15 protein-coding genes and 1 pseudogene are annotated in these 21,584 nt (G+C 65.9%); 15 read left to right on the top strand and 1 reads right to left on the bottom strand.

All coding sequences use genetic code 11. The features are described 5' to 3' along the window. The first annotated feature begins 80 nt into the window (after positions 1 to 80). From FHY18_RS09630 to FHY18_RS09665, 8 genes are all read left to right on the top strand, one after another. On the top strand, positions 81 to 419 hold the full coding sequence (locus FHY18_RS09630) for an iron-sulfur cluster assembly accessory protein (RefSeq protein WP_259153717.1): 339 nt from the start codon (positions 81 to 83) through the stop codon (positions 417 to 419). Positions 420 to 776: 357 nt separating this feature from the next. Next, a complete protein-coding gene (rpsF, locus tag FHY18_RS09635) occupies positions 777 to 1,208 on the top strand; it encodes a 30S ribosomal protein S6 (protein ID WP_039411444.1) in 432 nt (143 codons plus the stop codon). An 11-nt stretch (positions 1,209 to 1,219) separates the two neighbouring features. Next, positions 1,220 to 1,450: a 30S ribosomal protein S18 gene (gene rpsR, locus FHY18_RS09640; RefSeq protein WP_005991243.1), complete on the top strand. Its 231-nt coding sequence runs from the start codon at positions 1,220 to 1,222 to the stop codon at positions 1,448 to 1,450. Between the two features lie 202 nt (positions 1,451 to 1,652). Next, positions 1,653 to 2,102 (top strand): 50S ribosomal protein L9, encoded by a 450-nt coding sequence (gene rplI / locus FHY18_RS09645; RefSeq protein ID WP_005991240.1) that lies wholly within the window; start codon positions 1,653 to 1,655, stop codon positions 2,100 to 2,102. A gap of 152 nt (positions 2,103 to 2,254) precedes the next feature. Then, a complete protein-coding gene (locus FHY18_RS09650; protein ID WP_259153742.1) occupies positions 2,255 to 3,211 on the top strand; it encodes an alpha/beta hydrolase-fold protein in 957 nt (318 codons plus the stop codon). Positions 3,212 to 3,393: 182 nt separating this feature from the next. Further along, positions 3,394 to 6,897, top strand: a complete 3,504-nt coding sequence (gene smc, locus FHY18_RS09655) for a chromosome segregation protein SMC (protein ID WP_259153743.1) — start codon at positions 3,394 to 3,396, stop codon at positions 6,895 to 6,897. Positions 6,898 to 6,953: 56 nt separating this feature from the next. Then, entirely contained in the window at positions 6,954 to 7,688 is a 735-nt protein-coding gene (gene zipA / locus FHY18_RS09660) for a cell division protein ZipA (RefSeq protein WP_259153745.1), read from the top strand. An 8-nt stretch (positions 7,689 to 7,696) separates the two neighbouring features. Beyond that, positions 7,697 to 8,080 carry a hypothetical protein gene (locus FHY18_RS09665; RefSeq protein ID WP_259153746.1) on the top strand — a complete coding sequence of 128 codons (384 nt, stop codon included), beginning with the start codon at positions 7,697 to 7,699 and terminating at the stop codon, positions 8,078 to 8,080. Positions 8,081 to 8,326: 246 nt separating this feature from the next. Here the strand turns inward: FHY18_RS09665 and FHY18_RS09670 are convergent, their stop codons facing one another. Continuing rightward, positions 8,327 to 9,451 (bottom strand): pyridoxal phosphate-dependent aminotransferase, encoded by a 1,125-nt coding sequence (locus FHY18_RS09670; RefSeq protein WP_259153747.1) that lies wholly within the window; start codon positions 9,449 to 9,451, stop codon positions 8,327 to 8,329. 342 nt (positions 9,452 to 9,793) lie between these two features. On the opposite strand from FHY18_RS09670, the gene ligA reads away from it, so the two are divergent. The 7 genes and pseudogenes from ligA to FHY18_RS09700 all read left to right on the top strand — a co-directional run bounded on the left by ligA (position 9,794) and on the right by FHY18_RS09700 (position 21,556). Then, the gene (gene ligA / locus FHY18_RS09675; protein ID WP_259153748.1) at positions 9,794 to 12,295 is read left to right on the top strand and encodes an NAD-dependent DNA ligase LigA; all 2,502 of its coding nucleotides are present in this window, start codon (positions 9,794 to 9,796) and stop codon (positions 12,293 to 12,295) included. After that, entirely contained in the window at positions 12,292 to 13,254 is a 963-nt protein-coding gene (gene epmA / locus FHY18_RS09680; RefSeq protein ID WP_259153750.1) for an EF-P lysine aminoacylase EpmA, read from the top strand. The genes ligA and epmA overlap by 4 nt, the downstream gene beginning before the upstream one ends. Before the next feature lie 442 nt (positions 13,255 to 13,696). Continuing rightward, complete coding sequence (locus tag FHY18_RS09685; RefSeq protein ID WP_259153751.1) at positions 13,697 to 14,380, top strand: DUF3011 domain-containing protein; 684 nt, start codon at positions 13,697 to 13,699, stop codon at positions 14,378 to 14,380. Between the two features lie 267 nt (positions 14,381 to 14,647). Next, positions 14,648 to 14,837: pseudogene (locus FHY18_RS22060) on the top strand (hypothetical protein); the annotation flags it as partial. Between the two features lie 42 nt (positions 14,838 to 14,879). Then, a complete protein-coding gene (mtnA, locus tag FHY18_RS09690; RefSeq protein WP_259153752.1) occupies positions 14,880 to 15,944 on the top strand; it encodes an S-methyl-5-thioribose-1-phosphate isomerase in 1,065 nt (354 codons plus the stop codon). Between the two features lie 210 nt (positions 15,945 to 16,154). After that, on the top strand, positions 16,155 to 18,863 hold the full coding sequence (gene gyrA / locus FHY18_RS09695) for a DNA gyrase subunit A (RefSeq protein WP_259153753.1): 2,709 nt from the start codon (positions 16,155 to 16,157) through the stop codon (positions 18,861 to 18,863). 221 nt (positions 18,864 to 19,084) lie between these two features. Continuing rightward, positions 19,085 to 21,556 carry a membrane-bound PQQ-dependent dehydrogenase, glucose/quinate/shikimate family gene (locus FHY18_RS09700; protein WP_259153755.1) on the top strand — a complete coding sequence of 824 codons (2,472 nt, stop codon included), beginning with the start codon at positions 19,085 to 19,087 and terminating at the stop codon, positions 21,554 to 21,556. Positions 21,557 to 21,584: the final 28 nt, after the last annotated feature.

Here is a 21,584-nt window from a genome sequence, read left to right on the forward strand (position 1 = left end):
ATCGGCGGGTGCAGTCCTTGGTTCTTGCAGCCTCGCTATACTTGCCGTCATCGTTTCACCATCGTTTCTGGAGCACGCCCATGGCCATCAGCCTCACCCCCGCCGCGCTGGAGCGCGTGCAGCGTTTCGTGCAGCAGACCCCGGGGACGCTGGGTCTGCGCTTTGGTGTGACCAAGACCGGTTGTTCGGGCTGGGGCCACATCACCGACCTGGCGCGCGAGAAGCGCGATGACGATGCGGTATTCGAGCAGGACGGGGTGCGCATCTTCGTGGACCCCACCAGCCTGCCGCTGGTCGACGGCACCTGCATCGATTTCGGCAAGCACGGCCTCAGCGAGACCTTCACCTTCAGCAATCCCAATGCGACTGCCGAATGCGGATGCGGGGAAAGCTTCACCACCGAAGCCGAGCATCGCTGAGCCCGGCTAAGCCAAATTTCCCTGGAGGTCCCTTCTCCCCTCGGGAGAAGGTGCCCGAAGGGCGGATGAGGGTACGGGCGAAGCCTCGCGCGGTCGAATTCTGCGGAGGGGCTTCGCCTCCGAACCCTCACCCCAACCCCTCTCCCGGCGGGAGAGGGGCTCAAGCAGTCGTCGCGCAGATGTCCTGTTCGTCGGCTCGGCCGCTGGCACGGCCTGGTTGCGGCTAAACGCCTGAACTGCCATACTTTCCTGCTTCCTGCCCGGTTCCGGGCGGGAACCCTTGCTCCACCGGCCGCCTTGTGCGGGTCACCGGGGAGCTGTCCGGCCCACGTGGCCACATCCGAAAGGTAATACAACATGAGTCGTCATTACGAAGTCGTGTTCCTGGTCCACCCGGATCAGAGCGAGCAGGTCCCGGCCATGATCGAGCGCTACAAGTCGCTGATCGAGGGCGGTAACGGCACCATCCACCGTCTGGAAGACTGGGGCCGTCGTCAGCTGGCCTACCCGATCCAGAACCTGGTGAAGGCGCACTACGTGCTGCTCAACATCGAAGTCGACCAGGCCGTGCTGAGCGAGCTGGTGGAAAGCTTCCGCTTCAACGATGCGGTGCTGCGTCACCTGGTCGTCAAGCGCGATGGCCCGGACACCGAGCAGTCGCTGATCATGAAGAGCAAGGACGAGAAGGGCGACAAGCCCGAGCGTAGCGAGCGTCGTCGTCGTGACGATGAAGAGGGCGAAGCCCCCGCTGCCACCGATACCGACGGCGACAACGCCGAAGCCGCTTAAGGAGCGCTGTCATGTCCAAGTTCTTCCGTCGTCGCAAGTTCTGCAAGTTCACCGCCGAGGGTGTCAAGGAGATCGATTACAAGGATCTCAACACCCTGCGCCAGTACCTCACCGAGAACGGCAAGATCGTGCCGAGCCGCGTGACCGGTACCAAGTCCAAGTACCAGCGTCAGCTGGCCACGGCCGTCAAGCGCTCGCGTTTCCTGGCGCTGATCCCGTACACGGACAACCACGACGTTTAATCCGAGTCGTTGATGTGAGTCCCTCACAAGAGCCCGCACATCCATGTGCGGGCTGTTTAAAAAATTAGAGGCCGGTCATTCGAGATGCGGTGTTGATCGTGCTTTTGCGATTCCCAAATCCCGATTCCCGAATCCCGTCTTTTCGGACAGCAAACGTTGCGTCGGCCAAAGCGCCGGCGCTAACGAATAACGGAGCACCACCATGGATCTGATTCTTCTGCAGAAAGTGACCAACCTGGGCAATCTGGGCGACAAGGTCAGCGTCAAGCCGGGCTACGGCCGTAACTTCCTCGTGCCGCAGGGCAAGGCCGTCCCGGCCACCGCTGCCAACGTCGAAGCGTTCGAAACCAAGCGCGCCGAGTACGAAGCCAAGGCCAACACCATCCTGGCCGATGCGCAGAGCCGCGCCACCAAGTTTGAAGGCGCCAGCGTCACCATCGGTGCGCACGCGTCGACCGAAGGCAAGCTGTACGGCTCGGTCGGTCCGCGCGATATCGCCGAGGCGTTCACCGCCGCCGGCCTGCCGCTGGAAAAGAGCGAAGTGATCCTGGGCGAAGGCGCATTCCGCAATGTCGGCGAGTACGACGTTGTGCTGCACCTGCACGCCGATGTGGAAACCACCGTCAAGGTCATCGTCGAATCCGACGCCTGATCCTGGTCAGTGGCATCTAAGCGAAGCTGACCTTAGGGAACAGTTCGCTTGCGACAACAACAACGGGCGCCTCAGGGCGCCCGTTGTGCGTTCGGGCGCGGCATGCTGCCGATCGTTCTCAAGCGCTGTACGGCGGTGGCGAGCCGCGACCGATGAGCCCGACGACATCGCGCGGAATCAATGCGCAACCACCCGGCACGGATCGGTTGCGGCTGGGTGCGGCGCTGGCAAGCGCGCGTTCGCCATTGGCGCGCGGGTATCGCTTCGGCAGCGTCAGCGTGCCGGTTGGCGACGATGACGCCTGTCGCTGGCGCATCCGTTTTGCGATTCCGCACGCGGCAACACCCAGGCGTGGCGCTCCGGCGCTGTGGATGCTGGACGGCAACCGGGCGCTGGGCCTGTTCGATCCTGTGACGCTGTGGCGGCTGGCGCGCCTGCCGGTGCTGGTCTTTGTCGACGCGGACCATGCGCTGCTGATCGACTTGCCCACCCGTGCCCGCCACTACACGTTCCAGCCGGCCGATCATCCATTCCTTGCCGCGCCCGGTGCCGCCGCAGGGCGGGTGGGCGGCGGCGCGCAGGTGCTGCACGCTGCGCTGCTGCAAAAGGCGGTGCCCGCGCTGGCGCAGCGCGTACGACTGGATGGCAGGCGGCAGGCGCTGTGGGGTCACTCGCTGGCCGGCCTGTTCGTCCTGCACGCGCTGTATGTCGACCAGGGCTGGTTTACCGATTTTGCGGCCGCCAGTCCGTCGCTCTGGTGGGGACAGGGCGCCCTGCTGGGCACGCCCGAACACGCGCTGGTCGCGCGCGGCCTGCGTCATGTCGCGCGGCTGTGGCTGTTTCTTGGCGGCGCGGAGCGGGCCGGGCAGATCGATGCGCGCTGCCGCGATGACCCCGATCGCGCTGCGCTGCTGGCCGCGATCCAGGGCGCGCCGGCCGATGCGGCATGGCAGCTTGCCCGGCGCCTGATGGTCCTGCCGGGTCTGGATGTGCGTTACCGCCAGTTCCCTGCGCTGCACCATGCGGCGGTGTTTCAGGCGTCGTTGCGGGCCGTTTTGCGGGAGGTGGTCGGGTTGCCGGCAAGGGGCCAGGCACAGCCCAGGGTCTGAATCGACGCAGCCTCCGGACACCGGCGCTGGCGGGCCTGCCGGTGTCCGCCGTGCCCGGCCGTTATACTCAACGCCAATCGTTCGCGTGGCCCGTGTTGCTGGCGTCCTGTCGGCCAGCGCGACGCCGTTGCAACCCCGACCCGATGGCGTGCCCCGCGCCGTTGACCGAGATCCCTGTTTCCATGCGCCTGTCCACGATCAAGCTGTCCGGTTTCAAGTCGTTCGTCGACCCGACCACGTTGCACCTGCCCACCAACATGACCGGCATCGTCGGTCCCAACGGCTGCGGCAAGTCCAACATCATCGACGCGGTGCGCTGGGTGATGGGCGAAAGTTCGGCCAGCCGCCTGCGTGGCGACTCGCTGACCGACGTGATCTTCTCCGGCTCATCGGCGCGCAAGCCGGTGTCGCAGGCGACGGTGGAGCTGATCTTCGACAATTCCGATCACACCATCAGCGGCGAGTTTGCCTCGTTCAACGAGATATCGGTCAAGCGCCTGGTCAGTCGCGACGGCAACAGCGCCTACTACCTCAACGGCACCAAGTGCCGGCGCCGCGACATCACCGACCTGTTCCTGGGCACCGGCCTGGGGCCGCGCAGCTACTCGATCATCGAGCAGGGCATGATCAGCCAGATCATCGAGGCGCGCCCGGAAGACCTGCGCGTGTATCTGGAAGAAGCCGCCGGCATTTCCAAGTACAAGGAGCGCCGCAAGGAAACCGAAACGCGCATCCGGCATACCCGCGAAAACCTCGATCGCCTGGGCGACCTGCGTGAGGAAATCACCAAGCAGCTGGCGCATCTGCAGCGCCAGGCGCGCCAGGCCGAGCAGTACCAGGCCTTGCAGGAAGAACGCCGGATCAAGGATGCCGAGTGGAAGGCGCTGGAATACCGCGGCCTGGATGGGCAATTGCAGGGCCTGCGCGAAAAATTGAACCAGGAAGAGACCCGCCTGCAGCAGCTGATCGCCGACCAGCGCGATGCCGAGGCGCGGATCGAAACCGGGCGCGTGCGTCGCGAAGAAGCCGCCGAAGCGGTGGCCAAGGCGCAGGCCGATGTGTACCAGGTGGGCAGCGCGCTGGCGCGCATCGAGCAGCAGATCCAGCACCAGCGCGAACTCTCGCATCGCCTGCACAAGGCGCGCGACGAGGCGCAAAGCCAGTTGCAGGAACTGACCCAGCACATCAGCGGCGACTCGGCAAAACTGGCGGTGTTGCGCGAGGCCGTGGATGCGGCCGAGCCGCAGCTGGAACAGCTGCGCGAAGACCATGAGTTCCGCCAGGAATCACTGCGCGAAGCCGAAGCGCGGCTGGCCGACTGGCAGCAACGCTGGGAAACCCATAACCGCGACACCGGCGAAGCCTCGCGCGCCGGCGAGGTGGAGCGTACGCGTGTCGATTACCTGGACCGCCAGTCGCTGGAAGCCGACCGCCGCCGCGAAGCGTTGGTCAACGAACGTGCCGGGCTGGATCTGGACGCGCTGGCCGAGGCGTTCGAGCAGATCGAGCTGCGCCATGAGACGCAAAAGACGTCGCTGGACGGGCTGACCGAGCAGGTCGAGGCGCGCAAGCACGCACTTGGCGGGCTGCAGGAACAGCAGCGAGCCAGCCAGGGCGAGCTGGCCGAGGTGCGCAAGCAGGCGCAGGCCGCGCGTGGCCGGCTGTCGTCGCTGGAAACCCTGCAACAGGCCGCCCTTGGCCAGGAACAGGGCGCGGCGGTGGCGTGGCTGAAGTCGCGCGGGCTGGATTCGGCGGCGCGCGTGGGCGAGCGCATCACGGTGGAAAGCGGCTGGGAAAATACCGTCGAAAGCGCGCTGGGGCAGTTGATCGAAGGCGTGCTGGTGGATGCGCCCGAGCAGCTGGTCGACGCGCTGGGCGAGTTGGGCGAGGGCCGTATCGCGCTGGTGTCCAGTGCCACCGATGCCGCCACCTTCGCACCGACCTCGTTGGCGGCGAAAGTACAGGGGCCGATCGCGATTCGTCGCCTGCTGGCGCGTCTGCACGCCGCCGACGATCTGCAGGCCGCACGCGCGTTGCAGGCCTCGTTGCCGGAAGGCGACTCGGTCATTACCCGCAACGGCGAGCGCTTGGGCGAGGGTTGGGTGCGCGTATCGCGCTCCGGCGCGGCCAAGCAGGGCGCCTTGCTGCGCGAGCGCGAAATCCAGGAGCTGCGTGCGCAGATCGAAACGCTGCAGGAGCGCGAAGCCGAACTCGAGCAGCGCCTGGGCAGCTTCCGCGAGCAGCTGCTGGCGGCCGAACAGCAGCGCGAAGATGCGCAGCGCCAGCTGTACATGGCGCACCGCAGCGTGTCGGAACTGGCCGGCCAGTTGCAGAGCCAGCAGGGCAAGGTCGATGCCGCGCGTACGCGCATCGAGCGCATCGAAAACGAGCTGTCGCAGTTGCTGGAAACGCTGGACACCAGCCGCGAACAGGCCCGCGAGGCACGTGCGAAACTTGAAGACGCGGTCACCTTGATGGGCGACCTGCAAGGCACGCGTCAGGCGCTGGAAGACGAACGCCGCCAGCTCACCGATGGCCGCGACCAGGCCCGCGATGCCGCACGCGGCGTGCGCGATGCGATGCATGCACTGGCGCTCACGCTGGAATCGCAGCGCACCCAGATCACCTCGCTCAGCCAGACCCTGGAGCGAATGGACAGCCAGCGCGGCCAGCTGGACACGCGTCTGGAGGATCTGGTCGCCCAGCTCAGCGATGGCGATTCGCCGGTGGAAACGCTGGAGCACGAACATCAGGCCGCGCTCAGCGAGCGCGTCCGCACCGAGCGTGTGCTCAGCGAAACGCGCACGCTGCTCGACAGCATCGACGGCGAGCTGCGCAGCTTCGAGCAGACCCGCCAGCAGCGCGACGAACAGGCGCTGGCGCAGCGCGAGCGCATCAACCAGCGCAAGCTCGATCAACAGGCGCTGGTGCTCAACGCCGAACAGTTGTCTGCCGCAGTGGTCAAGGCCGGCTTCGTGCTCGAAGACGTGGTCAACGGCCTGTCCGAGTCCGCCAACGTGGCCGAATGGGAAGCGGCGGTGAACCAGATCGACGGCCGCATGCGGCGCCTGGAGCCGGTGAACCTCGCGGCGATCCAGGAATACGGCGAGGCCGCGCAGCGTTCGGAATATCTGGACGCGCAGAACCTGGACCTCAACACCGCACTGGAAACGCTGGAAGAAGCCATCCGCAAGATCGACCGCGAAACCCGTGGCCGGTTCAAGGACACCTTTGATCGCGTCAACTCGGGCGTGCAGGCGCTGTATCCGCGCCTGTTCGGCGGCGGCCACGCATACCTGGAACTCACCGGCGAAGACCTGCTCGATACCGGCGTGACCATCATGGCGCGCCCGCCCGGCAAGCGCGTGTCCAGCATTTCGCTGCTGTCCGGCGGCGAAAAGGCGATGACCGCGGTGGCGCTGGTGTTTGCGATCTTCCAGCTCAATCCGGCGCCGTTCTGCCTGCTGGACGAGGTGGACGCGCCGCTGGACGAAGCCAATGTTGGCCGCCTGGCCAACATGGTGCGCGAGATGAGCGAGAAGGTGCAGTTCCTGTTCGTCAGCCACAACAAGGCGACCATGGAAGCGGCGCGCCAGTTGTCCGGCGTGACCATGCGCGAGCCAGGCGTCAGCCGCCTGGTCAGCGTGGACCTGGAAGAAGCCGCACGTTTGGCGGGTGCGGCATGACGTGCCATGCTTGTCGGAATATCGACACCTGTCACTCTTATGCGGAGGCACGCTGAATGTCCGACATGGCCATGATCCGGATCGGGATCCTGATCGCGGGAGTGCTGCTGGTCGCTGCAATTTTTCTGTTCGGCCGCCCGAAGAAGTCGCCGCAGGGACGTCGCGTCGACAAGGACGAGAGCCAGCTGCGCGAACGCCGCGAGCCGGTGATTTCCGGCGATGCGGGGGTTGACGCAGACGCGTTCGAGCGCAGCGAAGGCGGCACCGAACAGAGCGAGCTCGACCTGGGCGAGCAGGACGCGGCCGGCGGCAACGACGTCGGCAAGCGCCCGAATCAGGACTTCGACAAAATTGTGTCGCTGTTCGTGGCGGCCAAGGCAGGTCAGATCCTGCGTGGCGAAGATGTGGTGGTTGCTGCGGAAAAGACCGGCCTGGTGTTCGGCCATATGAATGTGTTCCACCGCTTGGTGGAAGGGCATCCGGAACGCGGGCCGATCTTCAGCATGGCCAGTATCCTCAAGCCGGGCAGTTTCGACATGGCCAACATCCGCGAGATGCAGACGCCGGCGATCGCGTTTTTCCTGACCCTGCCGGCGCCGATGACCGCGCTGGATGCCTGGGAAAAGATGTTGCCAACAGTACAACGCATGGCCGAGTTGCTGGACGGCGTGGTACTGGATGACAGCCGCAATGCGCTGGGCCGTCAGCGCGTGGCGCATATCCGCGACGAACTGCGCGCCTACGATCGTCAGCACCAGGCACCGCCGCTGACCAAATCCCCGCGCTGGTGAGTTGAGCGATGTTGAGTCTGCAGGGCATGCTGGCAGTGGCATTGCTGCTGGTGCTGTGGACGATTCTGGCAATGCCGCTGTTGTGGATCTTTTCGTTGATCACCGCGCGCCTGCGCAAACGCCCGCGCAACTCGCCGTGGGTGGAGGGCAGCTTTGCCGCTGCCATCACCTTGCTGGTTGCCCCGGTGCCGACGCCCTTCATCAGCGTGTTCCTGCCGCATGCGATCGCGCTGCTGGATCGCCGCTATTACGCGCATATCCTGCAAGGCCCGCCGCTGTTGCGTGAGCTACTGCTGTGGAATGCCGGCTCGATGGTGCTGACCTTTGTGATCAGTTATTGCTGGATCCGGCACACGCTGCGCACACCGCAGCGCGAGGCGTTGGATCGGTAGCTCTAACGCACCTCTCCCTGCGGGACGAGCAAGCACGGCTTTCGCGCCGCAAGCGCGGGCCGGGGCGCGGGGCAGGGGTGCGGGCACGGAGCGAAGCAATGGCGCAGTTGCTGATTCACTGTTGACGGCGCGTGGCGACGCGTTTGTCATGACATGTGTTGGCAGATCTTCGAGGCGCACCCTCATGCGCCCCTTCGGGATACCTGCTCCCGAAGGGAGAAGGAATGACCACGCAATGCTCAGTGCTCAGCGCTTGGCTTTGGTGAACGCCTCGCGGAACCGCACCATCTCCGCCTCGGTGCCGACGCTCACGCGCACGCGCTTGGGCCAGATCGGCCAGCTGCGGCCGACGATCACGCCCTGCTTCTGCATCGAATCGGCAAACACGCCGGCGTCGCGCTTGACGTCCAGCATGAAGCAGTTCGCTTGCGTGGGCAGGCAGGTGTAGCCCTTGCTCTTGAGCCAGGCGACGGTCTCATCGCGCACGCGCGCGTTGTCGGCGCGCCGGGTCTGCACCAGCTGCGGATCGCGCAGGCTGGCGATGCCGGCGGCCATCGCCGGGACCGGCAGCGGGTTGCTGCCGAAGCTGGCGAGCTTGGTCTGCAGGCCCGGCGGGGCCAGCGCCGCACCCAGGCGCAGACCGGCCATGCCGTAGAGTTTGGAGAAGCTGCGCAACACGATCAGATCCTGGCGCTGACGCACCAGATCGACCACCGACGGCTCGTTGCTGTAGTGGATGTATGCCTCATCGACCACCAGCACCGCGCTGGCCGGCTTGTTGGCCAGCAGCCATTCGATGTCGCTGCGCGGGGTGATGCTGCCGGTGGCGTTGCCGGGGTTGCACAGATAGATCATGCCGGCGGTCGGGTCGGCCTTGGCCATCGCCTTGACGTCGTGGGCGCCGTCGGCCCGCAGCGGCACCTTGCGCACCGCGACGCCGCGCGCAGTGGCGCTGTCGATCACCGGGTCGAAGCTCGGGTCTGCCACCACCAGGCCGGCGCGCGCCGAGGTGAACAGGTTGCTGGCGCGGTTGAGCGCATCCCTGGAGCCGGCAAACAACGCCAGATGGTCGTTGGGCAGCTGCAGTTCGCCGGTCATCAGATTGCGCAGGTCCTGCTCCATCTCCAGCAGGTAGCGGCCCGACCGCGCCAACGACCGCGTTGCGGCATCCAGCGCGGCCGGAGCGGGCCCAAGCGGGTGCTCGTTGAGATTGAGGTACACCGTGCCGGCCGCCGCGGCCACGCCAGGCGCTGCCGGAGCGGCAGCGCGCTTGCGGGCCGCCTCGGCCGCGGGTGCCAGCCCCAATGCGGAGACCGCCACGCCAGTGGTGGCAAGGCTGAGAAACGAACGGCGCGAGACGGGCAACGACACGGGTGAGCTCCAGATGGGGCGGCGAAGAGGGCGCCACGCTAGCGGGTTTGTGCCGGTCTGCCTATCGGGAAATCCCCGGGCGGTAGGCTGTCGGCCGTCAGCGGGCGAGGCCGTTGGTCCACAAAGCCCATCGGGGCCGGCTGCGCTCTGGCACTTCCTGGCGGGTTTGCTGGCCGGCTGTGCCCCGCGCTCCAGCAGCGCCATCGCCTCCGGCCTTGCGGTTGCCTGCATCGGTCCATCCAGTGAGGGAGGGCATGTCGGGCGTCGCGGTCACGCCCACCATCGCTTGCGCATCGGCACGGCCCGTTAGAATGGGCGGCCCAGTGCCAGCCCAGCGATAGTATGACTGTCAGCCCGGATCCCGTTCAGCGCATCGACGCCTTGCGTCGTCGAATCGAAGACGCGAACTACCGCTATCACGTGCTCGACGAGCCGCAGATGGCCGACGTCGATTACGACCGCCTGATGCGTGAGCTGGAGGCGCTGGAAGCCGAGCACCCGGCACTGGCCAGTGCCGATTCGCCAACGCAACGGGTGGGCCATCTGGCCGCGTCGCGCTTTGCCGAGGTGCGGCATGCCATGCCGATGTTGTCGTTGGGCAATGCCTTCAGCGACGAGGAAGTGAACGAGTTCGTCCGGCGCATCAGCGAGCGGCTGGAGCTCAAACAACCGGTGTTCTCGGCCGAACCCAAGCTCGATGGCCTGGCGATCAGCCTGCGCTACGAAGACGGCGAATTCGTGCAGGGTGCGACCCGTGGCGACGGCGCCACCGGCGAGGATGTCAGCGCCAATCTGCGCACCGTCAAGGCGATTCCGTTGCGCCTGCGCGGGCAGGGCTGGCCGAAGGTGCTGGAGGTGCGCGGCGAGGTCTACATGCCGCGCGTCGCGTTCGAGGCGTACAACGCGCAGATGCGCGCGCAAGGCGGCAAGGTGCTGGCCAATCCGCGCAATGGCGCGGCCGGCTCGCTCCGGCAGCTGGACGCGCGCATCACCGCGCAGCGTCCGCTGAGCTTTTTTGCCTATGGCGTGGGCGAGGTGCGCGACGGTGCCTTGCCGCAGACGCATTCGGCCATCCTGGCGCAGCTGCGCGACTGGGGGTTTCCGGTCAGCCAGCTGGTGGAGGTGGTGCAGGGCGGCGACGGCCTGTTGGCGTACTACCAACGCATCGGAGCGGCGCGCGACGGGCTGGCTTTCGATATCGACGGCGTGGTCTACAAGCTCGACGATCTGGCCGGGCAGCGCGAGATGGGCTTTGTCTCGCGCGCACCGCGCTGGGCGATCGCGCACAAGTTCCCGGCCCAGGAGCAATCCACCACGGTGGAGGCGATCGAGATCCAGATCGGCCGTACCGGTGCGGCCACGCCGGTGGCGCGACTGAAGCCGGTGCATGTGGCGGGCGTGATCGTCACCAACGCGACCTTGCACAACGCCGACCAGATCGCGCGGCTGGATGTGCGCGTGGGCGATACGGTGATCGTGCGCCGTGCCGGCGATGTGATTCCCGAAGTGGCCGGTGTGGTCGCCGATCAGCGCCCGCCGGGCACGCAGGAATGGCGCATGCCCACCCAATGCCCGGTGTGCGGGTCGGAGATCGTGCGCGAAGAAGGCCAGGCGGTGTGGCGCTGCTCGGGCGAGTTGACTTGCCCGGCGCAGCGCAAGGAAGCGTTTCGGCATTTCGTCTCGCGCCGCGCGATGGATGTCGATGGCCTGGGCGAAAAATTCATCGAAGTGCTGGTCGATAGCGGGCTGGTGCAGGGTGTGGCCGATCTGTATCTGCTCAGCGTCGATCAACTGCTGCAATTGCGCCTGATCAGCACCGCCGACAGCCCGCATGCGTTCTTGCGTGAGGCGCGTGAGCATCTGGCAACCGGTGCGTATGCGCAGCTGGAAGCCACCGTGGCGAGCATCGGCGTGGATCTGGCCGGCGAGCGCGAGGCGCCGCAGAGCTGGCAGGCCGACCTGCTGCGTGCGGGGCTGCCGAGCTTCGATTGGAACCGCCGCAAGATCGCCACCAAATGGGCCGAGAACCTGATCGAGGCGATCGAAACATCGCGCGACACCACGCTGGAACGTTTCCTGTTCGCGCTGGGCATCGAGCATGTGGGCGAGAGCACCGCCAAGGCCTTGTCGGCCTGGTTCGGCGATCTTGAGCTGATCCGCCATCTGCCGTGGCCGCTGTTCAAGCGCGTGCCCGATATCGGTGGCGAAGTAGCTCGTTCGCTCGGGCACTTTCTCGATCAGCCGGGCAATCAGCAGGCCATCGACGACTTGCTGCAACGTGGTGTGCGCATCGGCGATGCACATCCGCCATCGCCCAAGCTGCGCGATGCCCTGAGTTTTGCCAGCGTGCTGGAAGACATGGACATTCCCAAGGTGACGCCGGTGCGCGCCCAGCAACTGGCGGCAGCGGTGCCGTCGTTCGATGCGCTGCGTACTGCCGGCAGCGACGCCTTGTTGCAGGCCGGCGTGCCCGCACCGGTGGTCGCCGCGCTGCTGCAATGGCTGAATCGCCCCGAAAACGCGGCACTCGCCACATCGGCGCAGCAGGCGATGGAAACAGTGCTGGCACGCCTGCCGGAAGCCGAGGCCGTGCAGTCCGGTCCACTGGACGGGCAGACCGTGGTGATCACCGGCACCCTGGCCGCATTGACGCGCGATGCCGCCAAGCAGCGGCTCGAAGCCTTGGGCGCCAAGGTCGCCGGCAGCGTCTCCAAGAAAACCGCGTTCCTGGTGGCTGGCGAAGAGGCCGGTTCCAAACTCGACAAGGCGCAATCGCTGGGTGTGGAAATCTGGGACGAAGCACGGCTGCTGGCCTTCCTGGGCGAGCACGGTCAACAGCCATGACGGCAGTGCAACTGGATCTGGCCGCGCTGCAACTGCGCGCGCAGCTCAATGCCGCGATTCGCGCGTTCTTTGCCGAGCGCGACGTGCTGGAAGTGGAGACGCCGGTGCTGTCGCAGGCCGGCAACACCGAACCGAACATCGACAGCTTCAGCACCTGCTTCAGCGGGCACGTGGATGCCGGCGCGCCGGTGCGCTGGCTGCGCACCTCGCCGGAATATCCGCTCAAGCGATTGCTCGCAGCCGGCCTGGGCGATTGTTACGAACTGGGACGCGTGTTTCGCAATGGCGAAGCCGGCGGCCGGCACAATCCGGAATTCAGCATGCTCGAGTGGTATCGGGTGGGCTGGGACGACCGCGCCCTGGCCCAGGAAGCCATCGCGCTGGTCCAGCGCGCCCTGGCCCTGGTGCAGCGCCAAGCGACGGTACAGGTGCTCAGCTATCGCGAGCTGTTCGTGCAACGCCTGGGCATCGACCCCTTGCTGGACCCGGTCGACACGCTGCGTGCAGTACTGCATGACGTCGCCATCGATCCGCAGGGACTGACGCGCGACGATTGGCTGGACCTGTTGATGACCCATCGCCTCCAGCCGGGCTTTGCCAGCGATACCTTGACCGTGGTGCACGACTGGCCCGCCAGCCAATGCGCGCTGGCGCGGATCCGTCACGACAGCCCGCCGGTGGCCGAGCGCTTCGAGCTGTATCTGGGCGCCTATGAAGTGGCCAACGGCTACCACGAATTGAACGACGCCCGGGAGCAACGGGCCCGCTTCATCCGCGACAACAGCGTGCGTGCGGCGCGCGGCTTGCCGCAGCTGCCGCTGGATGAGCACCTGCTGGCGGTGTTGTCGCAGCTGCCCGATTGCGCCGGCGTGGCGGTGGGAGTGGATCGGCTATTGATGGCCTTGCGCGGCACTACGCAGATTGCCGACGTGCTGGCATTCGACTTCGCGCGCGCCTGATGCGTTGGCAGGCAGTGGCGGCGTAACAGGCACCGAGAGCGGCCAATGAACTGGCTACGCGCATCGCCAGGCGGGTGTAGGCGGTACTCGGCGCGGTACGTAGTGCCCGTTGCGCGCGTCACTCCGGTTCGAGCGCACTGTTCATGCCCACCTGACGACGACTTGCCAGGCGTTCTTGGCCGCTCCTGATTCACTATGGGAATGCAGTTGTCGCGTCGCTGTAGGCCGCAGTGGGCCAGCACCGATCACGGCATAGATCCAATCGGTGCAACTCACTGCATGCAAGCAATACCGCCCGCACCCGGCAGTGCGACCACCACGATGGCGTGACGCTGCCATCCGGTTGTCATCGCCGCCGTATTGCCATCTTCACATCGATGATGCTCTCATCTTCACGTCCACGGGGGCGCGACGTCGATCGTTTCGGGTGAGGATTGTTGGCATGAAGTGGCTGATCAGCTTATGCGGTTTGTGGTGCCTGCCGCTGCTGATGCTCGCTGATGCGCGTGCCGCCGAGCGGGGCTCGGGCGTGGTGCGTTGCGAATCCAAGGACCTGGCCCGCGTGCACTGCGCGATGGATGTCGCCAGCGGCGTGCAGCTGGTCCGTCAGCTCTCCGAAACCAGCTGCATCCGCGGCAGCGAATGGGATGTCGACCGCGACGGTGTGTGGGTGGAGCAGGGCTGCCGTGCCGAATTCGCCACCGCTGCGCCTGCGGCTACCTTGATGCGGCGGGTGGTGCGCTGCGATTCCAATGGCGGCAAGGTTGCGTGCCCGGTGGTGCTGCGCGGCGCGCCGGTACGCCTGCTGCGCCAGCGCTCGATGTGGCCGTGCAAGGAAGGCCGCACCTGGGGAACGCGCCGTAACGAAATCTGGGTGTCGCGCGGTTGCGACGGCGAGTTCGAGGTCGGTGCCGAAGATGGCTCCGGGTTCGTGGCGGTGCCGCGCATGGTCACCTGCGAATCGAAGAAGAGCACGCGCCGCACCTGCGGGGTGTCGGTGGAGCGCAAGGTGCGCCTGGGCCGGCAGATATCCCGAACGCCGTGCGTGGAGGGCCAGACCTGGGGCTGGAGCCGCGACGGGGTGTGGGTCAACGACGGTTGCCGCGCCGAGTTCATCGTCGACTGAGCGGCTGACAAGCCCGTTGGGTGTCGGCCTAAGTATTGAGCGGGATGTCGGCTTGCGCCGTAGCGCGCTGATCTGTGGTTTGGTCGCAGCGTCCTTGCCCGCCCACCATCCCGGCACGTGCTGAAGGTACGTCCTCGCAAGCTGTCACGCCGTCCACGCCGCGTAAGATCCCGCGACGCTGGGCGGGCAAGGACCAGTCGAGATGGTCGGCGTGCGTGGTTTGCAACAAGCAATCGGCAGACAGCGACGCGCTGCCCTCGTTCTTCAATAAACCACTAGCCAACTGTCTGGTGCGGTGTCCTCGCCGATTGCGGGACCGTTGGCGGCATGGATGCCGCCACCGAGCCCCCATGGACGGGTTCACGGCGTGTCCCGCGAGCGGCGAGGGCACCGCGCCCTCAACCAACCGGGCGTTTGCGCTTACGCATCGCCGTGCGCGCTGCGAGCTGCCCATTGACGGCCCACTGACTGCACCGCCCCTGCGCCTTACAATAGACGCATGAACGACAGCGCCCATATCGATTACGCCCGCTACGACCACATCCGTCCGCTGTTGTGGACCGGCGATGCCCTGGAATTGCTTGACCAACGCAAGTTGCCTTTCGTGGTGGAGCATGTGCGCTGCCAGAGCAGCGATGCGGTGGCCGAGGCCATCCATTCGCTTGCCGTGCGTGGTGCGCCGGCAATCGGTATCGCAGCCGGGTGGGGCGTGGTGTTGGCGGCGCGCGACATCGCTGCCGACGATGGCAGTGCGGCACTGCAGAAACTCGAACCGGCGCTGTTGCGGCTCAATGCTGCGCGCCCGACCGCGGTCAACCTGGCCTGGGCATTGATGCGCATGCGTCGCGTGCTGGGCGCGACCGGTGCCGACTGGCGCGAGGTGATTGCGCGCGAGGCACAGGCCATCGCCGATGAAGACCTGGCCGCCAATCGTCACATGGGCGCGCTCGGTGCCGGGCTGATCGCGCCGGGTAGCGGCGTGCTGACCCACTGCAATACCGGCTCGCTGGCCACCGCCGGTTTCGGCACTGCGCTGGGCGTGATTCGCGCCGGCATGGCGCAGCAACGCATCGCCAAGGTGTTCGCCGGCGAAACCCGCCCGTGGCTGCAGGGCGCGCGCCTGACCGTGTGGGAACTGCAGCAGGACGGCATCGATGCCACCCTGATCGCCGATTCGGCGGCCGCGCATCTGATGAAATCCGGCCTTGTGCAATGGGTGATCGTCGGTGCGGACCGCATCTGCGCCAACGGCGATACCGCCAACAAGATCGGCACCTATCAGCTGGCCATTGCCGCACGCCACCATGGGGTCAAGTTCATGGTGGTGGCGCCGTCGTCGACGGTGGACATGGCCACCAGCGATGGCGATCAGATCGAGATCGAACAGCGCGATCCCGGCGAGCTGTTCGGCGTGGGCGGGGTGCGGACCGTGGCCGAGGGCATCCATGCCTGGAACCCGGTGTTCGACGTCACCCCGGGGGCACTGATCGATGCCATCGTCACCGAGCGAGGGGTGATCGAGCACCCCGATCCGGCCCGAATGCAGGCCGCTTTCGGCAGCTGAGCCGGACCGGCGGCAAGGTTGCCGCCAACGTCCCGCCAAAATCCCCGCAAGTGCTTGTTTCTGGCCGTAAAGCGACGGTATCGGGAAGCCCCTTCGTGGTACAATCCGGGGCTTGAATCGATCGGCGGGAGCGTGGGGTCGGCAGCCTGTGACTAAGGCGCCCCCGACGCGGCTTTCCGGCTCGCCCGCCACCTCACTTACGGAACCCGAATGGCAGAAACCGCCAAGGAAATCATCCAGGTCAACCTGGAAGACGAGATGCGCAAGAGCTATCTCGATTACGCGATGAGCGTGATCGTGGGCCGCGCACTCCCCGATGCCCGTGATGGCCTCAAACCTGTGCACCGCCGCGTGTTGTTCGCGATGCACGAACTGGGCGCCCACAGCAACAAGGCCTACTTCAAGTCGGCGCGTATCGTCGGCGACGTCATCGGTAAATACCATCCGCACGGCGACCAGTCGGTATACGACACGCTGGTGCGCATGGCGCAGCCGTTCTCGTTGCGCTACATGATGGTGGACGGTCAGGGTAACTTCGGTTCGGTCGACGGCGATTCGGCCGCGGCGATGCGTTATACCGAGTCGCGCATGTCGCGGCTGGCGCATGAACTGATGGCCGATATCGACAAGGAAACCGTCGATTTCCAGCCCAATTACGATGAAAAGGAACTGGAACCGACGGTCATGCCGACGCGGTTCCCGAGCCTGCTGGTCAACGGTTCGGCCGGTATCGCGGTGGGCATGGCCACCAATATCCCGCCGCACAACCTGACCGAGGCGATCAACGCCTGCATCGCGCTGATCGACACGCCCGAGCTGGACGTCGAAGGCTTGATGGAATACATCCCGGGCCCGGATTTCCCCACCGCCGGCATCATCAACGGCACCGCCGGCATTGCCGCGGGCTATCGCACCGGCCGCGGCCGCGTGCGCATCCGCGCCAAGGCCGATGTTGAAGTGGCCGACAACGGCCGCGAGGCGATCGTCGTCACCGAGATCCCGTACCAAGTCAACAAGGCGCGGTTGATCGAAAAGATCGCCGAGCTGGTCAAGGAAAAGAAGCTCGAAGGCATCAGCGAGCTGCGCGATGAGTCCGACAAGGACGGCATGCGCATCTACATCGAAATCAAGCGCGGCGAGTCGGCCGAGGTTGTGCTCAACAACCTGTACCAGCAGACCCAGATGGAGTCGGTGTTCGGCATCAACATGGTGGCGCTGATCGACGGCCGCCCGCAGTTGATGAACCTCAAGCAGATGCTGGAGGCGTTCATCCGCCACCGCCGCGAGGTGGTCACCCGCCGCACCATTTACGAACTGCGCAAGGCGCGTGCGCGTGCGCATGTGCTGGAAGGCCTGACCGTTGCGTTGGCCAACATCGATGAAATGATCGAGTTGATCAAGACCTCGGCCAACCCGCAGGAAGCGCGCGAGCGCATGCTGGCCAAGACCTGGGAACCGGGTCTGGTCGGTGCGCTGCTGGGCGCGGCCGGCGCCGAGGCCTCCAAGCCGGAAGACCTGGCGCCGGGCGTGGGCCTGGCCAATGGTTTCTATCAGCTCAGCGAAGTGCAGGCCGCGCAGATCCTGGAAATGCGTCTGCATCGCCTGACCGGGTTGGAACAGGAAAAGCTGACCGACGAGTACAAGCAGTTGCTCGAGGTCATCCAGGGCCTGATCCGCATCCTGGAAAACCCGGACGTGCTGCTGCAGGTGATCCGCGACGAGCTGATCAACATCCGCGAAGAGTACGGCGACGAGCGCCGCACCGAGATCCGTCACAGCGAAGAAGATCTGGATATTCTCGATCTGATCGCGCCGGAAGACGTGGTGGTGACGCTGTCGCACGCCGGTTATGCCAAGCGTCAGCCGGTGAGCGCGTATCGCGCGCAGCGGCGTGGTGGCCGTGGCCGGTCTGCCGCGGCGACCAAGGAAGAGGATTTCATCGACCAGCTGTGGCTGGTCAACACGCACGACACGCTGCTGACCTTCACCAGCAGCGGCAAGGTGTTCTGGCTGCCTGTGCATCAATTGCCGGAAGCCGGCTCCAATGCGCGTGGCCGCCCGATCATCAACTGGATTCCGCTGGAATCCGGCGAGCGGGTGCAGGCGGTATTGCCGGTGCGCGAATACGCCGACAACCGCTTTGTGTTCTTCGCTACCCGCAACGGTACCGTCAAGAAGACCCCGCTGAGCGAATTCGCCTTCCGTCTGGCGCGCGGCAAGATCGCCATCAATCTGGATGAAGGCGATGCGCTGGTCGGCGTGGCCCTGACCGACGGCGATCGCGACGTGCTGTTGTTCGCCTCCAACGGCAAGACCGTGCGCTTCGGCGAGTCCACCGTGCGTTCGATGGGCCGTACCGCCACCGGCGTGCGTGGTATCCGCATGCCCAAGGGCGAGGAAGTGGTCAGCCTGATCGTGTCCGACCCGGCCGGTGGCATCGAGATCGAGTCCGATGAAGACGCTGCCGACGAAGTCGTCGACACCGCCGACGGCGCCGATGCAGGCGTGATTGAAGTCGCCGACGACGGCAATGTGGCCTATATCCTCACCGCCACCGAGAACGGCTACGGCAAACGCACTCCGCTGGCCGAGTATCCGCGCAAGGGGCGCGGTACGCAGGGCGTGATCGGTATCCAGACCACCGAGCGCAACGGCAAGTTGGTGCGTGCGGTGCTGCTGGGCGCTACCGACGAAGTGTTGCTGATCTCCGATGGCGGCACCCTGGTGCGCACACGCGGTTCGGAAATTTCGCGCGTGGGCCGCAATACCCAGGGCGTGACGTTGATCCGCTTGTCCAAGGGCGAAAAGCTGCAGGCGGTCGAACGCCTGGATGCATCGCTGGATGAAGTGGACGACGTGGTGGACGACGCGGGCGCAACCGCCGAGTCCGTCGCACTGCCACCGGCAACCGAAGAGTGATCGTGTAGCGTCATCGCTGCAGTCGAACGAAAACGCCGGCAATGCCGGCGTTTTTTTTGTGTTCCAGTTTTATGTGCTTGATTTGTTGCACGCGATGACATGTGCAACGCAGTGTTTACCCGTCATCCCCGCGAAAAACGCGGTGCTTTCACCGCTGCGGGTCGAAGGTAAGTGGCGGTGCGGCGGCGTTGCGTCGCCGCTGAGTCGAAGAGGAACAACTGATGACGAATGTGGATCGTCCTTCCGGTCGCGGCCATTGGGCGCTTGCGATCCTGGGAGGCGTAATTGCCGTACTGGGTGCGGTGTTGCTGGCCGGTGGCGTGTGGTTGGCCGCGCTGGGTGGTTCCTGGTATTACGCTCCGGCTGGTGCGGCGATGCTGATTTCAGGCGTGTTGCTGTTGCGTGGCCGCAACGCGGGCGCGTGGTGGTTTGCAGCTGTGGTGGCCAGCTCGCTGCTCTGGACATGGTGGGAGTCGGGCAGCGATTACTGGCGTTGGGTGCCGCGCCTGGGCCTGATCGTCGGTCTGGCGTTGGTGCTTGCGCTGCTGTTGCCCAGGCTGCAGCGCCCGGTATCGCGCGCGGTGTCGCGCAGCGTGGCGGGTGTGTTGGCGACGGTGTTTGTGTTCGCGTTCGCGCTGGCGTTCAAGCCGTTTGGGGTGACCGAGGCCGATGGCGCGTTGGCCCCTGCTGCAGGGATGGGCGGCGGCCTGGTCAATGGCGATGCACCGGCAGCGTCTGCAACGACCGACGTGCAACCGGCCAACGCGCCCGCCGACGGCGATTGGGCCGCATACGGGCGTAGCCAGGCAGGTCAGCGCTATTCGCCGCTGCAACAGATCAACCGCGACAACGTCGCGCAGCTGCAGCAGGCCTGGGTCTTCCACACCGGAGACTTGCCAAGCAAGCGCTGGGGCGCGGAAACCACGCCGTTGAAGGTGGGCGACAGCCTGTACCTGTGTACTGCGCGCAACCAGGTGATCGCGCTGGATGCGTCCAGCGGCAAGCAGCGCTGGCGCTACGACCCCAAGGTCAGGGACGAGGCGATTCCGTATACCGCCGCGTGCCGTGGCGTGTCGTACTACGAGGTGCCGGCCGTGACCACGACGGGCGCTGCCGAGGCCGCAACCGCCGGTTCGGCGCTGTGCCGCACGCGGGTGATCGAAGGCACGCTGGATGGACGCCTGATTGCGCTGGATGCACGTAGCGGTCAACTGTGCCCGGACTTCGGCAGCAATGGCCAGGTCGATATCACCGTGGGCATGGGCGACACCCCGCCGGGCTATGTGTCGATCAATTCGCCGCCGGCCATTGTGCGCGGCGTGGTGGTCACCGGCCATCAGGTGCTGGATGGACAGAAGCGCTACGAACCCTCCGGTGTGATCGAAGGGTTCGACGCGATCACCGGAAAACTGCGCTGGGCCTGGGACATGACCCATCCGGACTGGAATGGCGCACCACCGCCGGGGCAGACCTGGACGCGTGGTACGCCCAATATGTGGACCACTGCCGCTGCGGACGAGCAGTTGGGCTATGTGTACCTGCCGATGGGCAACTCCACCGCCGATTACTGGAGCAGCTCGCGTACGCCGCAGGAGAATCGCTACGCGACCTCGCTGGTGGCGCTGGATGTCACCACCGGCAAGCCGGTGTGGAATTTCCAGACCACCCATATCGATGCCTGGGATTACGACCTGGGTTCGCAGCCGAGCCTGATCGATTTCCCCAAGGACGGCGTCAACGTGCCGGCAGTGTTGCTGCCGAGCAAGCAGGGCGAGCTGTATGTGCTGGATCGACGCACCGGCAAGCCGCTGGTTGGCGTGGAAGAGCGCGCGGTGCCCGCCGGTGGCGTCGAGCCACAGATGCGCGCAAAGACCCAGCCGTTTTCGCTGTATCACACGTTGCGCAAGCCGGATCTGACCGAACGCGACATGTGGGGCATGACCCCGATCGACCAATTGGTGTGTCGTATCCAGTTCCGCAAAGCCAGTTACAAGGGCATCTACACCCCACCGGAAGCCGAGCGGCATTCGATCGAATACCCCGGTTACAACGGCGGCTCCGATTGGGGCAGCGTGGCGGTGGACCCGCAGCGCGGCGTGATCGTGGCCAATTACAACGACATGCCGAACTACAACCTGCTGGTGCCGCGGGCCAAGGCCGACAAGCTGGGCTGGGCGCCGCGCGACCAGGTGCGCGGCGATGCAGGCGGCGCAGAAGGCGCGGGCGACCCGCAGGCCGGCACGCCGTATGCGATCAACGTCAACGCCGGCTGGCGGCTGCCGTTCACCAAGCTGTTGTGCAAGGAACCGCCGTATGGCGGCATCCGCGCCATCGATCTGGCCAGCGGCAAGACGCTGTGGGATCGCCCGTTCGGCAGTGCGCGCGGCAATGGCCCGTTCGGCATCCGCTCCGGCCTGCCGATCGAGATCGGGACGCCCAACAACGGTGGCTCGGTGGTGACTGCGGGCGGGCTGATCTTCATCGCGGCAGCCACCGACGACTTGATCCGCGCCATCGACCTGTCGACAGGCAAGGAGCTCTGGCACGCCAAGTTGCCGGCAGGCGGGCAGGCCAACCCCATGGTGTATTCCTATGGCGGCCGCGAGTACTTGGTGATCATGGCCGGCGGCCACCACTTCATGGAAACCCCGGCAGGCGACGCGTTGATCGCCTACGCATTACCGCAGCATTAGTGCTGGAAGTGGAAACAAAAACGCGCCG

The organism is Xanthomonas sp. 3793, from assembly GCF_024806835.1.
GTDB lineage: Bacteria > Pseudomonadota > Gammaproteobacteria > Xanthomonadales > Xanthomonadaceae > Xanthomonas > Xanthomonas arboricola_F.